This window comes from Streptomyces prunicolor NBRC 13075 (assembly GCF_000367365.1).
Classification (GTDB): domain Bacteria; phylum Actinomycetota; class Actinomycetes; order Streptomycetales; family Streptomycetaceae; genus Streptomyces; species Streptomyces prunicolor.
On record NZ_BARF01000033.1, the window covers coordinates 50,109 to 63,797 of the forward strand.

Sequence of the window (13,689 nt, forward strand, 5' to 3'; positions counted from 1 at the left end):
CTGATGCTCCGTCAGATTTTCCTGACAGCTGGATCCATCACGCCGTGAGCACGGGCCGGACGGAGGACCTCACTCCCCCGCCTCCAGCACCGCCATCGCCGCGTTGTGCCCCGGCACCCCGCTCACGCCCCCGCCGCGCACCGCGCCCGCCCCGCACAGCAGGACGTTCGCGTGCCGGGTCTCGACGCCCCAACGGCCGGTGTCCTCCTGGGCGTAGGGCCAGGTCAGTTCGCGGTGGAAGATGTTGCCGCCGGGGAGTCGGAGGTCGCGTTCCAGGTCGAGCGGGGTCTTCGCCTCGATGCAGGGGCGGCCGTCCGCGTCGGTGGCCAGGCAGTCCGCGAGGGGTTCGGCGAGGTGGTTGTCCAACTGGGCCAGCGTCGCCTTCAACAGCTCGTCGCGTACGGCCTCGTTGTCCCGCTCGAACAGCCGTGCCGGGGTGTGCAGACCGAAGAGCGTGAGGGTCTGGTAGCCGTCCTCGACGAGGTCCCGCCCGAGGATGCTCGGGTCGGTGAGCGAGTGGCAGTAGATCTCGGAGGGCGGCGCGGCGGGCAGCGAACCGGACGCGGCCTGGGCGTGGGCGGCGGCCAGTTGGTCGTAGCCCTCGGCGATGTGGAAGGTGCCGGCGAAGGCCTCGCGCGGGTCGACGGAGGTGTCGCGGAGCCTGGGCAGCCGCTTGAGCAGCATGTTCACCTTGAGCTGGGCGCCTTCGGCGGGCGCGGGCGGCTCGTCGCCGGTGAGGGCGGCCAGTTGCTGCGGGGAGGCGCCGACGAGGACGTGCCGGGCGGCTACGACGCCTTCGCCGTCGGCGGTGCGGTAGGTGATCTCGGCGGCGCGTCCGTCCGTGTCGATACGGAGGGCCTCGTGCCCGGTGGCGAGTACGGCACCGGCGGTACGCGCGGCGGTGGCCAGGGCGTCGGTGAGCGCGCCCATGCCGCCGACCGGCACGTCCCAGGCGCCGGTTCCGCCGCCGATGACGTGGTAGAGGAAGCAGCGGTTCTGCGCGAGCGAGGGGTCGTGGGCGTCGGCGAAGGTGCCGATGAGGGCGTCGGTGAGGACGACGCCCCGGACCAGGTCATCGGTGAAGTTCTCCTCGATCGCGACACCGATCGGCTCCTCGAAGAGCATCCGCCAGGCGTCCTCGTCGTCCACGCGCCGGCGCAGTTCGTCGCGGCTGGGCAGCGGTTCGGTGAGCGTGGGGAAGACCCGCTGCGCGAGGCGGCCGGTCGTGCCGTAGAGCCGCTGCCAGGCCGCGTATTCGCGGTCGCCGCCGGTCAGCCGGGCGAAGGCGTCCCGGGTGCGGCGCTCGCCGCCGCCGACGAGGAGGCCGGTGGGGCGTCCGTCGCGTTCGACGGGGGTGTACGACGAGATGGTGCGCCCGCGAATGCGGAAGTCGAGGCCGAGGTCCCGCACGATCTTCTTGGGCAGCAGGCTGACCAGGTACGAGTACCGGGACAGCCGTGCGTCGACCCCGGCGAACGGGCGCGTCGACACGGCGGCGCCGCCGGTGCCGTCGAGGCGTTCCAGGACGAGCACGGAGCGCCCGGCCCGGGCCAGGTAGGCGGCGGCGACCAGGCCGTTGTGGCCACCGCCGACGATGACGGCGTCGTACGTCCGGTGTCCGTGTCCCTCGTGTGCAGGCATGGTTCTTCGTAACACGAGGTGATCCAGGTCGGCCAGAGGGGGGACGGGCACCCTGCCGTCAGCGACCGCCGGACGCCCGCCCCTGCCGTAGCGCCGCCACCCGGCGGTACAGCTCGACCGCCTCGGCCGACCGGCCGAGCTGTTCCAGGCAGTGGGCCTCGTCGTTACGGCTGGCGAGGGTGTCGGGGTGGTCCGGGCCCAGGACGCGCTCGCGGGCGGTGGCGACCCGGCGGTACTCGGTGAGGGCGTCGGCCCAGCGGCCCAGCCAGCCGAGGCCCACGGCGACCTCGCGGCGGCTGACCAGGGTGTCGGTGTGGTCCGCGCCGAGGACGCGCTCGCGGATCGCGCACACGTCGCGGGACTCGGCGAGGGCCTCCTCCCAGCGGCCGAGGCGGCCGAGGTTGACGCCGAGGCCGTGGCGGGCGCGGAGGGTCTCGGGGTGGGCGGGGCCGTGGACGCGGGTGCGGTCGTCGATCAGGTCGCGGTAGAGCTTGAGGGCGTCGGCGCTGCGGCCGAGCCGGCCCAGGCTGATGCCGACCTCGTAGCGGGCGGCGAGTGTGTCGGCGTGGTCGGGGCCGAGTGCCTGGGCGCGGGCCTCGGCGACCTCGCCGTAGGTCTGCAGGGCCTCCGGCCAGCGGCCCAACTGGCCCAGCGCGTACGCCACTTCGTAGCGGGTGACCAGGGTGTCGGGGTGGCTGGGGCCCAGTACCCGGGCACGGGCGGCGGCGACCTCGCAGGCCATGCGGTACGAGTCCTCCAGGCGGCCGAGCCGGCTGAGGTTGAAGGCGAGGTTGTGGCGGCAGCGCAGGGTGTCCGGGTGGTCGGGGCCCATCGTGCGTTCCCTGGCGGCGAGTACGGAGATGTACACCTGGTGTGCGTCGAAGTGGCGGCCCAACTGGCCCAGGACGTACGCCATTTCCTGCCGGGCGGCGAGTGTGTCGGCGTGGTCGGCGCCCAACGCCCGTTCCCTGGCCCGGGCGACGTGGGTGTACTCGTGCAGGGCGTCGGCGGCGCGGCCGGTGCGGCTGAGGGTGAAGCCGAGTTCGTAGCGGCTGGCGAGGGTGTCGGGGTGGTCGGGGCCCAGCAGGTGCTGCCGTTCGGCGGCGACCGCGCGGTGTACCTCGCCGGCCTCCGCCCAGCGGCCCAACCTCCCCAGGCTCAGGCCCGCGTTGTGGCGTCCGGCCAGGGCGTTGAGGACCTCCGTGGGCGGTGCGGACGGTGACTCCGGCACGGTTTCCTCGGCGTGGCCGGTGGTCGGGCGGGCGATCCACTCGCCGGTGAGTCCGGCTCCGGCGTCCGGTGGAGTGGTGCGCAGTCCGGCGCCGGTCGCCTTGTGCCCGGTGGTCATCCCGCGCGTCCAGGACGGCAGGCGCTCCTCGCGGGCGTCCGGCTCCGATCCGGGCTCGGACACCGCTCCGGACGGGCGCAGTTGGGGCTGCGGGGTCACAACGGCCGGTACGTACAGGGGTGTCGTACGGCCCAAGGTGATCCGGCGGCCCAACTCAAGGGCATCGTGCGGACGTTGTTCCGGGAGCTTGGCCAGCAGGTCGAGGATGGCCTTCTCCAGGTACTCGGGCAGTTCGGGCCGCTCGGCGCGGGGCGGGCGGGGCGCGTTGTCGCGGTGTCCGATGAGGATCGCCCAGGCGTCACCGAGGTCGAACGGCGGTGCCCCGGTGGCGAGTTCGTACAGCACGCAGCCGAAGGAGTAGAGGTCGCTGCGCTGGTCGACCTCGGTACCGCTGATCTGTTCCGGCGACATGTAGTGCGGGGTGCCCATCGCGATGCCGGTACCGGTGAGCCGGGAGGTGAAGCCGATGTCGGCGCCGAGGCGGGCGATGCCGAAGTCGCAGATCTTCACCGTGCCGTCGGTCAGTCGCATGATGTTCGCGGGCTTCAAGTCCCGGTGCACGATGCCCTGTTGGTGGCAGTAGGCGAGGGCGGAGGCGACCTGCTCGGCGACGTCGACGACGTCACCGACGGGCAGCGGCCGCTGCTCGTTGTCGTCCAGGAGCTGGCTGAGATTGCGGCCGTCGAGCAGCTCCATCACCAGGTAGAGGACGCCGTCGGACTCGCCGAAGTCGTGGACGACGGTCACCCCGCGGTGCTGCAGCCCGGCCGCCACCCGGGCCTCCCGCCGGAACCGCTCGCGCAGGACGCGGGTGAACGACTGGTCGTGGTGCGGGTTCAGCGGCTTGAGGCACTTCACGGCGACCTGCCGCCCCAGCGACTCGTCCCGCGCACGCCACACCTCGCCCATGCCGCCGCGCCCGATCAGATCGAGCAGCCGGTAGCGGTCCTGGATCAGTCTGCTGTCCCCCATCTCCCGCGATCGCCCCCGTCAGTGTTCGTCCCGCCCTCCCCTGGCTCGTCCAGTATGGCGAGCGATCGTCCGACTTTGTACGGGGCGGGCCGCGAGCCGGGCCGAGCCGTGACACGGCACACAGGACGCGCCTGGGCGGGTGGTGCCGACGCACATGTGCGGGGACTCAGCGCAACAGGGTGCCTATGGCGTGGAGTTGCCGGGTGACGGTGGTGGATGCGGGGGTCGGTTTGCCGGGGCCTCGGGGCTGGTCTGCCGTAGAACTGACGGGCGTACGGCGGCAGGGAGACGTACGACTGGTGCTCCACGCGCCGTCGGAGCGCCTCGCGCGCTGGCACGAGGAGGGGTGCGCGGCGGGCGAGGGCGGAGCGGCGCACCACCTGCGGTGTGACGAGGACTGCCAGTTGGCATCGGGCGACGTTCGTGGCCTGCGCCGATGCCGGCGCAGGCCATGGCACCTCCGGCGACCGCGCCTCCGACATCGTTGTCGGAAGCGCGGCCTGCCCGGGGCGTGGCCCTACGGGATGCGGCAAGCCCCGAGGGGGCACCGGACGCCGGGGAGTGCGATCGCCCTACGGCGTGTAGAGGGCGTCACTGCCGTACAGCTGCCTGGTGAACGCGGAGACATCGGCGCTGCGGTTGGTGCCGTCGAGGTTGTACGTCAGGAAGACGCCGTACCCCTCGCTGACCGTGCGGGCGGCGAGGGAGGCGGCCGTGCTCTGCGAGGTGCCGCCGATCTGGACGGCCGCCGGCGACAGCTTCGACTTGGGCAGTGCGATGCCGGGGACCTGCCAGCTGCCGTAGTACGGGTTCCAGGCGTAGTCGAACTTGGAGGTGACGTCGACGCCGCCGTACGACAGGCGCGACGCGGCCGGGCCGATGTTGTAGAGGCTGATGATCTTGCCGGGCATGTTGGCGCGCAGTGCCGACACCAGGTACACGAACGAGCTGGCGTTGGGCTGCGCGGTGCCGTTGTTGCCGTAGTCGGCGTACTCGTCGTCGAAGTCGATGCCGTCGAGGCCGTACTTGGTCACGGTGTCCGACAGCTGCTTCGCGAACGTCGAAGCCGTCTGCTGGGACGGGAAGTTGGCGAAGCCGGAGCCCTGGTGGTTGCCGAGCACCGAGAGGACGACCTTGATGCCCTTCTGCTGCAACGGTCGGATCTGCGTGGCGGCGTTGTCGAGGACGCTCTGCACGTTCGGGTTGAAGTACAGGGTCCCCGCCTTCGTGCCCGCGTCGTAGTTGATGTTCGCCGCGAAGATCACGGCGACGTCGAAGACTTGGGCTCCGCCGTTGGCGAGGGTGTACTTGCCGACGTTCAGCATGCTGTTGTTGTTCACCTCGACGTACGCCACCGAGGTCGGTCCCTGTTTCGCGGCGGCGGGTGCCGCTGCCGCGCCGTTCGTGGCGGTCGCGCCCAAGGCGAGGGCCGCCATGGTCGAGAGCGCGAGCGCGGCCGTCCGTATTCTTCTCCGTACCGGAGTGAACATCGTTGATCGGTCTCCCATCGCATGGAGCGGCGCCCGCCTGCTCGCGAGCGCCGAGTGGGTTCCCCCGCCCCTTCCGTTCCCGGGACCGAATCCCCGGAACCATGCGAGAACCCTTCCAGACTCCACGCAAATCGCGCCGCAACTCCGAATCCGGGCAAGGGAGTTGCTGGAAAGCTACACTCCTCGCTGTCCCAGGCCTGCGACCGACAGAACCCACGGGCTAACGCCGCACCCTCGGCATCCCCAGCCCGATCCACGAGATGATCTCCCGCTGGATCTCGTTGTTGCCGCCACCGAAGGTGAAGATGACGGCGGAGCGGTAGCCGCGTTCCAGTTCGCCGTGCAGGACGACGCCCGCCGAGCCCTCCTTCAGCGCGCCGGCCGCGGCGACGATCTCCATGAGCCAGGCGTACGCGTCCCGGCGGGCCTCGGAGCCGTAGACCTTGACGGCGGAGGCGTCCTGCGGGGTAAGGGTGCCTTCCTGGACGGCGTTCACCATCTGCCAGTTGAGGAGTTTCATCGCGTCGAGCCGCGCGTGGGTGCGGGCGAGGAGGCGGCGGACCCAGGGGAGGTCGACGACGCGGCGGCCGTCGGCGAGTTTGGTCTCCATGGCCCAGTGCTGGACGTCGTGCAGGGCGCGGATCGCCATGGTGCCGTGGGCGGCGAGGGTGACGCGTTCGTGGTTGAGCTGGTTGGTGATCAGGCGCCAGCCCTGGTTCTCCTTGCCGACGCGTCGGGTGACGGGGACGCGGATGTTCTCGTAGTAGCTCGCGGTGGTGTCGTGCGAGGCGAGGGTGTTGATCACCGTGCAGGAGTAGCCGGGGTCGGCGGTCGGCACCAGGAGCATGGTGATGCCCTTGTGCGGTGGGGCGTCCGGATCGGTGCGCACAGCGAGCCAGACCCAGTCGGCGGTGTCGCCGTTGGTGGTCCAGATCTTCTGCCCGTTGACGACGTACTCGTCGCCCTCACGCACAGCGCGCGTCTTCAGCGCGGCCAGATCCGTGCCCGCCTCCGGCTCGCTGTAGCCGATCGCGAAGTCGATCCCACCGGAGAGGATCTTCGGGAGGAAGTACGCCTTCTGTTCGTCCGTGCCGAACTGCATGATCGTCGGGCCGACGGTGTTGAGCGCCATCAGCGGCAGCGGTACGCCCGCCTGCGCGGCCTCGTCGAAGAAGATGAACTGCTCCATCGGCGTCAGCCCGCGCCCACCGAACTCCTCGGGCCAGCCGACGCCGAGCCAGCCGTCCGTGCCGAGCCGGCGGATGGTCTCGCGGTAGAAGCGCTTCTGGGCGGCGGGGTCCTCGTAGCGGGAGTAGGCGTGGTCGGGCACCAACTCGGCGAAGTAGGCGCGCAGTTCGGTACGCAGCCGCTGCTGCTCGGGCGTGTATTCGAGATGCACGGCGCCTCCAGGCTCCCCAAGGCCGGTCCTGACGGCGCACACCGTAGAACGTGTTCCAGAAATAGGGAATGGCGAGACGGCAATGCCCCTGAAGTGGGCGTAAATGCGGGTCAGTTCAGCGTGGCCATGAACTCCGTGCACGCCCGCGCGCACTCCCGGCACGCCTCCGCGTCCGCCTCCGCTCCCGGCTGCGCGTCGAGGACCTGTGCGCACTCCAGGCAGACGAGCAGGCACCACTTGGCCTGGAGGCGCAGGGCGGACTCGTCCTGGAGGTTCTGCTCGGCCAGCATCCGGCAGGTCGCGTCGCACACCTCCGCGCACAGCAGCGCCTTGCGTCGTACGAGTGCCTCGTGGTCGGTGGCATCCGGATCGGAGCCGCTGACGCGCAGCACACAGGCCCGCGCACACGCGGTGCAGGCCTGTGCGCAGGCGAAGCGGTCCTCCAGAAACCGGACGAGCTCCTGCTGCGTGGTCATCGCTGTCACCCGGTCCGGGTTGCCGCAGGCGCCCATCGCAAACCCGGGCACGGCGGGCGTCCGGGGTGCGCGGGATCCCGGCGGTCAGTACGGTGCTCTCCAGGTGTTCGACCTTGGACACGAACAACCGCGCACGTCATCGAGGGGTTGAGGCGGCATGGCCGGCAAGAAGGCGACAAAGCTGCCGCGTGAGAAGTACGAGACCGAACTGCTGCGTCTGCAGACGGAGTTGGTGAAGCTCCAGGAGTGGGTACGGGCCGAGGGCACCCGGCTGGTGATCGTCTTCGAGGGGCGGGACGCGGCGGGCAAGGGCGGCACCATCAAGCGCGTCGCCGAGCACCTCAACCCCCGTGTCGCCCGGATCGCCGCACTGCCGAAGCCGACCGACCGCCAGCGCACCCAGTGGTACTTCCAGCGGTACGTCGAGCATCTGCCGGCCGCCGGGGAGATCGTGCTGTTCGACCGCTCCTGGTACAACCGGGCCGGCGTCGAGCGGGTGATGGGCTTCTGCTCCAAGGAGGAGTACCAGCTCTTCCTGCGCCAGTGCCCCATCTTCGAGCGGATGCTCGTGGAGGACGGGATCGTGCTGCGCAAGTACTGGTTCTCGGTGAGTGACGCCGTGCAGCAGGACCGGTTCCGGCGCCGGCTGGAGGATCCACTGCGGCGCTGGAAGCTCTCGCCGATGGACCTGGAGTCCATCACCCACTGGGAGGACTACTCGCGGGCCAAGGACGAGATGCTGGTGCACACCGACATCTCCGAGGCCCCCTGGTACGTGGTCGAGAGCGACGACAAGCGCCGGGCCCGGCTGAACATGATCGCCCACCTGCTCGGCTCGCTCCCCTACCGCGAGGTGTCGCCCCCGGTCCTCGAACTCCCGCCGCGCCCGCCGTCCACCGGCTACGAACGCCCGCCGCGCGATCTGCAGACGTACGTCCCGGACCACGCGGCGAGTCTCTGAGCCGGTCGGTCGAGGAGCACCATGTCCCCCAGCCCGGGCGGGCCCGCCCTGGAGTGGCGGCGCCTGACGCCCGGAATCGCCGCGCTGGCCGGATACCGGCGTTCATGGCTGCGCGGCGATCTGCTGGCCGGAGTCACGGTGGCCGCGTACCTCGTCCCGCAGGTGATGGCGTACGCCGGGGTGGCAGGCCTCCCGCCGGTCGCCGGCCTGTGGGCGATCCTCCCCGCGCTCGCCCTGTACGCCGTCCTGGGCTCGTCCCGGCTGCTCTCGGTCGGCCCCGAATCGACGACCGCGCTGATGACGGCGACGGTCGTAGGCCCGCTCGCCGCAGGCGACCCGGCCCGCTACGCCACCCTCGCCGCCGCTCTCGCGGTCACGGTCGGCCTGCTCTACCTCGTCGCATGGGCGGTACGGCTCGGCTTCGTCGCCGATCTCCTCTCCCGCCCGGTCCTGATCGGCTACTTGGCGGGCGTGGCCCTGATCATGATCGTGGACCAACTGCCCAAGCTCACCGGGGTGTCGACGACAGGCTCGGCCTTCTTCCCCCAACTCTGGTCGTTCCTAAGGCACTTGAGCCAACTCCACACGCCCACACTCCTGTTCGCCGCCGTCATGCTCACGTTCCTGTTCACGGTGGCCCGCATGTCCCGGATGGTGCCCGGCCCGCTGCTGGCCGTGGTGCTGGGCACGGCGGCCGTAGCCGTCTTCAACCTCGACGACCGCTACGGCATCAAGGTGATCGGCCACGTCCCGGCGGGACTTCCCACGCTCGGCCTGCCCGACCTCACCCAACTCCCCCACCTGGTACTGCCCGCCCTCGGCGTCCTGCTCGTCGCGTACACCGACTTCATCCTCACCGCGCGGGCCTTCACCGGCGGTGACGATGACGGCCCCGGGCTCGACGCCGACCAGGAGTTCCTGGCGCTGGGCGCGGCCAATCTCGGCGCCGGCGTCCTCCACGGCTTCCCGGTGAGCAGCAGCGCCAGCCGCACCGCGCTGGCCTCCTCGGCGGGCGCCCGCAGCCAGGCGTACTCACTGATCGCCGGAGCGGTCGTCCTGGCCGTCCTGCTCTTCCTGAGCCCCCTGCTGTCGCGCACCCCCTCGGCGGTCCTCGGCGCCCTCGTCGTCTACGCGGCAGTCCGCATGATCGACCTGTCCGGCTTCCACCGCCTGGCGACCTTCCGCCGCCGCGAACTCCTGCTCGCCCTCGGCTGCTTGACCGGAGTACTGGCCCTGGACATCCTCTACGGCGTGATCGTCGCCGTAGGCCTGTCGGTGGCCGAACTCCTCACGCGGGTGGCCCGTCCGCACGACGCCGTCGAGGGCCTGGTCCCCGGGGTAGCCGGCATGCACGACGTGGACGACTATCCGCAGGCCCGCACGATCCCCGGCCTGCTCGTCTACCGCTACGACTCGCCGCTCTTCTTCGCCAACGCGGAGAACTTCCGCCGCCGCGCCCTGGCCGCCGTAGCCCAACAGGCCGTCCCCGTACGCTGGTTCGTCCTCAACGCCGAGGCCAATGTCGAGGTGGACATCACCGCGCTGGACGCGGTCGACGAACTCCGGCGCGAACTCGCCCACCGGGGCGTCGTGTTCGCCCTCGCCCGGGTCAAACAGGACCTCCTCGACGATCTGGTGGCGTACGGGCTGGTGGAGTCCGTCGGCACGGACCACATCTTCCCGACCTTGCCCACGGCCGTGGCCGCGTATCGGGAGTGGAGCGGTGCGCCTGATCAGGGGGCGGCGGGGTCGGTGACGTAGCGCCCGTTCTCGGCGTGGAGGCAATGGCCACGTGGACGCGAGGGACTGTCGGTCGACGGTTTCGCCGAGCGTCGGGAGGCCGGCGTGGCCGCGTCGCCGAGCGGCGGTCGCCGCGCCTGTCGGGGATCTGGGGCGCGCGGCGCGAAGCGGGTGGGCAGATGAAGGAGGCGTGCCGTCGTGTACCGGCGTCAGCCGGCCGCTCGTGCCGAGGTGACCGCGGTGCGGGCCGCTTGTTCGACCGTGGCTATGCCGCCTGTCATCGACGTGTTGCCGTCGGAGAGGACCGCGACGAGGTAGTGGTGTGCTCCCGAGGTGACCCGTCCGACGCTGTTGATGTCCCACAGGCCGGTGGTGCTGCGTTGCAGCCAGCCGTTCTTGAGCGCCCACCCGGAGTCGGAGGCCGCCGAGACGCCCCACGACTGTCCGGCGGCGATGCGAGTCATCAGCGTACGGATGTGGTTCCGGGACGCCGTGGTCAGCGCGGGCTCGCTCGCGGACGAGGTCCCGGCGTCGGCGAACACCGCGCGCAGCAGGCGGATCTGGTCGGTCACCGTGGTGCGCGTGAGTCCCCACTTGCCGCCGGTCCCGCCCACGGTCGAGGACAGCCCGAGGCGCTTGTTCACCGCCTCGAGACCGGGCGCCAGGCCGATCCGCCGCCAGAGCGCGTTCGCCGCGTCGTTGTCGCTGCGCTCGATCATCGCCTCGGCCCAGGTGCGCTCCTGCTGAGTGAGGCCGTGTCCGGCGTCCTGCGCCTGGAGAAGCAGCGTGGCGAGGATGTCCACCTTGATGATGCTGGCCGTGTCGTACGGGACGTTCCTGCCCCGGACCTGCGGTTTGCGGTCGGGGTGGTCCAGGTCCAGCACGGCAGTCGTCACACGCGCCGCGCTCCGCGCAGCCGCCGGCGTCCCGGTGGCGGCTGCCGCGGCCGGACCGACCCCACCGACCGTGACCAGGCTGGTCACGAATCCGGTGAGAAGCGCCGCGCAGAAGCCGGCACGCCTGCCGCGTCGGCCGGGCATCCTCGCGTTCCGCGTGGTCGGTCGGGGGTTCGGGCGGTACGGCATGGGGCCTCAACGGTTCGGGGACACGGACCTGTGAACGTAGACGAGGCAGCGGTTCCGTGACGTGACCGGTGCCACGAAAAAGCCTCAACTGCCTGATTTGTGAAGATAGCCACAACTCCAGGACCGGCCCGCACCTGGCCGGGGCGGCCCGACCCGGCCACCATCGGCACCCCGCGTCCGACGGCCGCGACGATCAGGAACGCCACTCCCCTCACGACCCCCGAACCGGCGGACGGCACACGTCGGGTAGGTTAGGCTTACCTAAGTTAGCGGAGGTACTTCCTCCGATTCTTGTTGTGCGTGTTCGCAGCGGCGGGCCCCTGACACGGCGGGCGCTCCGGCGAACACTCCGAGCCTCCCCTCCCAAGGATCCCCATGCGCCTGCCGCCCGCCATCCCCGCGTCTCGCCTGTCAGGTCGTCCGTGAGCGTCCTGACGGGGTCCGCACCGCGAGGGCTGAGACCCGGGAAGGGCGTAGCGCGGCCTCGGCGCACGATCGTGCTCGGCACGGGACTCGCCCTCCTCGCCCTGCTGTTGGTCGCCGCGACGGGGCTGAGCCTGGTGGTGGGTTCGGGTCACGTCGCGCTGCACGACGTCGTCGACGGTGTGTTCACTCCGGACCGGTCCGTGCGGGGACAGCTCGTCATCCAGGAGGTGCGGCTCCCGCGCACCCTGGCAGGGCTGCTGGCCGGTGTGGCCCTGGGGCTCGCCGGCACCGTGATCCAGGGGCTGACGCGCAATCCGCTCGCCGATCCAGGTCTGCTCGGCGTCAACGCGGGCGCGGCCGTGTTCGTGGTCTTCGCCATCAGCGTCCTGTCGCTGACCGAGCCCGGCCAGTACATCTGGTTCGGTTTCCTCGGCGCCTGTCTCGCCACCGTGCTCGTGTACGGGATCGGAAGCCTCGGCCGCGAGGGAGCGACACCGGTGAAGCTGGCACTCGCCGGCGCCGCCACCACGGCCGTGCTCTCCTCCATGACCAGCGCCATGCTCCTCACCGACAGCCAGACCTTCGACCAGTTCCGGTTCTGGCAGGTGGGTGCGCTGGGCGGCCGTGACATCGATGTCCTGCGGCAGGCGCTGCCGTTCGTCGTCGTCGGCGGTCTCCTGGCCAACGCCATGGGGCCCCGGCTGAACGGGCTCGCCCTCGGCGACGACGTGGCCCGCGGACTGGGCCAACGGCTGTCCACCACACGGGTGTTGGGCGCCGCCTCGGTCGTTCTGCTGTGCGGGGCCGCGACCGCCGTGGCCGGCCCGCTCGGCTTCGTGGGCCTGGCCGTGCCGCACGCCGCGCGGCTGGTCACCGGGCCGGACTACCGCTGGATCCTGCCGTACAGCGCCTTGCTCGCGCCGACCCTGTTGCTGCTCGCGGACGTCGTCGGACGCGTCGTGGCGCGGCCCGGCGAGGTCCAGGTCGGCGTGGTGACCGCGGCCCTGGGCTGCGTCCCCTTCATCCTCCTCGTCCGCCGCTCCGCACGGGCCGCCCTGTGAACGGCCTCGACACGATGGCGGAACAGCCAACCGCGGCAGAGGCGGCAGCTCGTCTCGGGCGGCTGCGACGGCACCGCCGGCGCGGCTTCGGCGCGGTCTGCCTCGTCCTCCTCCTCGCCGTCCTGACGGCCCTGCTGGTCTCGCTCTGCACCGGTGACATCGCGCTGCCGGTGGGGGACGTCTGGGACACGCTGCTCGGCGGGGGCGACGCCGGAAGCCGGTTCGTCGTCGTCGAACTGCGCCTGCCGCGCGCCCTGTTGGCCCTGTTGGTCGGGTTCGCCTTCGGTCTGTCGGGGGCCGTGTTCCAGGCCCTGCTGCGCAATCCGCTGGCCAGCCCGGACGTCATCGGCGTCAGCTCGGGCGCCGCCGCTGCCGCCGTGCCGGCCTCGATGGTCTACGGCGTCAGCGGCATCGCGCTCTCGGGTACGGCCCTGGTCGGCGCCCTGGCGGCAGGGGCCGGCGTCTATCTGCTGGCCTGGCGGCGCGGCATCAACGGCCAACGCCTCGTACTGATCGGCGTGGGCGTGGGCACCGGCCTGTCGAGCATCGTGTCGTACCTGATGACGCGCTCGGAGGTCACGGAGGCACAGAGCGCCTTCGTCTGGCTGGCGGGCAGCCTCAACGGCCGTTCCTGGCCGCAGTTCTGGCCCCTGTTCGGTGCTGTGGTCGTGCTCGCGCCGCTCACCCTTCTCGGCTCCCGGGCCCTGCCCGCCCTCCAGTTGGGCGACGGCACGGCGGCGGGCCTCGGGGCCCGGGTGGAACGCGACCGGCTCGTCCTGCTCGGCTGCGCCACCGCGCTCGCCGGAGTGGCGACGGCCGCCGCGGGCCCGGTCGGGTTCGTGGCGTTCGTCAGCCCGCCCATCGCCCGGCGCCTGCTGCCCGGACACGGTGCGGCCCTGCTGCCTGCCGCGCTCACCGGCTCCGCGTTGGTCGGGCTGGCCGACCTCGCCGGTCAACACGCCCTGCCGCACACGCAGTTGCCGGTCGGACTCGTCACCGGCGTCGTCGGAGCGCCGTATCTGCTCTGGCTGCTCGCGCGTGCCAACCGCGTCGGACAGGGCGGCTGACCGTGCGCCCAGCCGATCTCCCC

The 13,689-nt window shown here is 71.5% G+C and carries 10 protein-coding genes; 4 read left to right on the forward strand and 6 right to left on the reverse strand.

Going from position 1 to position 13,689, the window contains the following annotated elements:
- Positions 1–69 precede the first annotated feature (69 nt).
- The 5 genes from SPR02S_RS15515 to SPR02S_RS15535 all read right to left on the reverse strand — a co-directional run bounded on the left by SPR02S_RS15515 (position 70) and on the right by SPR02S_RS15535 (position 7,326).
- Complete coding sequence (locus tag SPR02S_RS15515; protein ID WP_019057893.1) at positions 70–1,641, reverse strand: phytoene desaturase family protein; 1,572 nt, start codon at positions 1,639–1,641, stop codon at positions 70–72.
- A 58-nt stretch (positions 1,642–1,699) separates the two neighbouring features.
- Positions 1,700–3,961, reverse strand: coding sequence for a serine/threonine-protein kinase (locus tag SPR02S_RS15520; RefSeq protein WP_019057894.1), 2,262 nt, complete (start codon positions 3,959–3,961; stop codon positions 1,700–1,702).
- 572 nt (positions 3,962–4,533) lie between these two features.
- Entirely contained in the window at positions 4,534–5,451 is a 918-nt protein-coding gene (locus SPR02S_RS15525; RefSeq protein WP_026150562.1) for an endo-beta-N-acetylglucosaminidase H, read from the reverse strand.
- 220 nt (positions 5,452–5,671) lie between these two features.
- On the reverse strand, positions 5,672–6,850 hold the full coding sequence (locus tag SPR02S_RS15530; RefSeq protein WP_019057896.1) for an acyl-CoA dehydrogenase family protein: 1,179 nt from the start codon (positions 6,848–6,850) through the stop codon (positions 5,672–5,674).
- Positions 6,851–6,960: 110 nt separating this feature from the next.
- On the reverse strand, positions 6,961–7,326 hold the full coding sequence (locus tag SPR02S_RS15535) for a four-helix bundle copper-binding protein (RefSeq protein WP_306305732.1): 366 nt from the start codon (positions 7,324–7,326) through the stop codon (positions 6,961–6,963).
- 157 nt (positions 7,327–7,483) lie between these two features.
- Between SPR02S_RS15535 and ppk2 the strand changes: the two genes are divergently transcribed.
- Positions 7,484–8,287, forward strand: a complete 804-nt coding sequence (gene ppk2, locus SPR02S_RS15540; RefSeq protein WP_019057898.1) for a polyphosphate kinase 2 — start codon at positions 7,484–7,486, stop codon at positions 8,285–8,287.
- A 21-nt stretch (positions 8,288–8,308) separates the two neighbouring features.
- The gene (locus tag SPR02S_RS15545; protein ID WP_019057899.1) at positions 8,309–10,048 is read left to right on the forward strand and encodes a SulP family inorganic anion transporter; all 1,740 of its coding nucleotides are present in this window, start codon (positions 8,309–8,311) and stop codon (positions 10,046–10,048) included.
- A gap of 188 nt (positions 10,049–10,236) precedes the next feature.
- On the opposite strand, the gene SPR02S_RS15550 is transcribed toward SPR02S_RS15545, so the two are convergent.
- Complete coding sequence (locus tag SPR02S_RS15550; RefSeq protein ID WP_019057900.1) at positions 10,237–11,067, reverse strand: serine hydrolase; 831 nt, start codon at positions 11,065–11,067, stop codon at positions 10,237–10,239.
- Between the two features lie 500 nt (positions 11,068–11,567).
- Between SPR02S_RS15550 and SPR02S_RS15555 the strand changes: the two genes are divergently transcribed.
- Both SPR02S_RS15555 and SPR02S_RS15560 read left to right on the forward strand, forming a co-directional pair.
- Positions 11,568–12,599: a FecCD family ABC transporter permease gene (locus SPR02S_RS15555; RefSeq protein WP_052346984.1), complete on the forward strand. Its 1,032-nt coding sequence runs from the start codon at positions 11,568–11,570 to the stop codon at positions 12,597–12,599.
- A 14-nt stretch (positions 12,600–12,613) separates the two neighbouring features.
- Positions 12,614–13,666, forward strand: coding sequence for a FecCD family ABC transporter permease (locus tag SPR02S_RS15560; protein WP_026150566.1), 1,053 nt, complete (start codon positions 12,614–12,616; stop codon positions 13,664–13,666).
- Positions 13,667–13,689: the final 23 nt, after the last annotated feature.

Excerpts from the sequence above, each read along its gene's own strand:
- SPR02S_RS15515 (WP_019057893.1), bottom strand. The coding sequence starts at position 1,641 with ATGCCTGCACACGAGGGACACGGACACCGGACGTACGACGCCGTCATC.
- SPR02S_RS15520 (WP_019057894.1), bottom strand. The coding sequence starts at position 3,961 with ATGGGGGACAGCAGACTGATCCAGGACCGCTACCGGCTGCTCGATCTG.
- SPR02S_RS15525 (WP_026150562.1), bottom strand. The coding sequence starts at position 5,451 with ATGTTCACTCCGGTACGGAGAAGAATACGGACGGCCGCGCTCGCGCTC.
- SPR02S_RS15535 (WP_306305732.1), bottom strand. The coding sequence starts at position 7,326 with ATGACCACGCAGCAGGAGCTCGTCCGGTTTCTGGAGGACCGCTTCGCC.
- ppk2 (WP_019057898.1), top strand. The coding sequence starts at position 7,484 with ATGGCCGGCAAGAAGGCGACAAAGCTGCCGCGTGAGAAGTACGAGACC.
- SPR02S_RS15545 (WP_019057899.1), top strand. The coding sequence starts at position 8,309 with ATGTCCCCCAGCCCGGGCGGGCCCGCCCTGGAGTGGCGGCGCCTGACG.
- SPR02S_RS15550 (WP_019057900.1), bottom strand. The coding sequence starts at position 11,067 with ATGCCCGGCCGACGCGGCAGGCGTGCCGGCTTCTGCGCGGCGCTTCTC.
- SPR02S_RS15560 (WP_026150566.1), top strand. The coding sequence starts at position 12,614 with ATGGCGGAACAGCCAACCGCGGCAGAGGCGGCAGCTCGTCTCGGGCGG.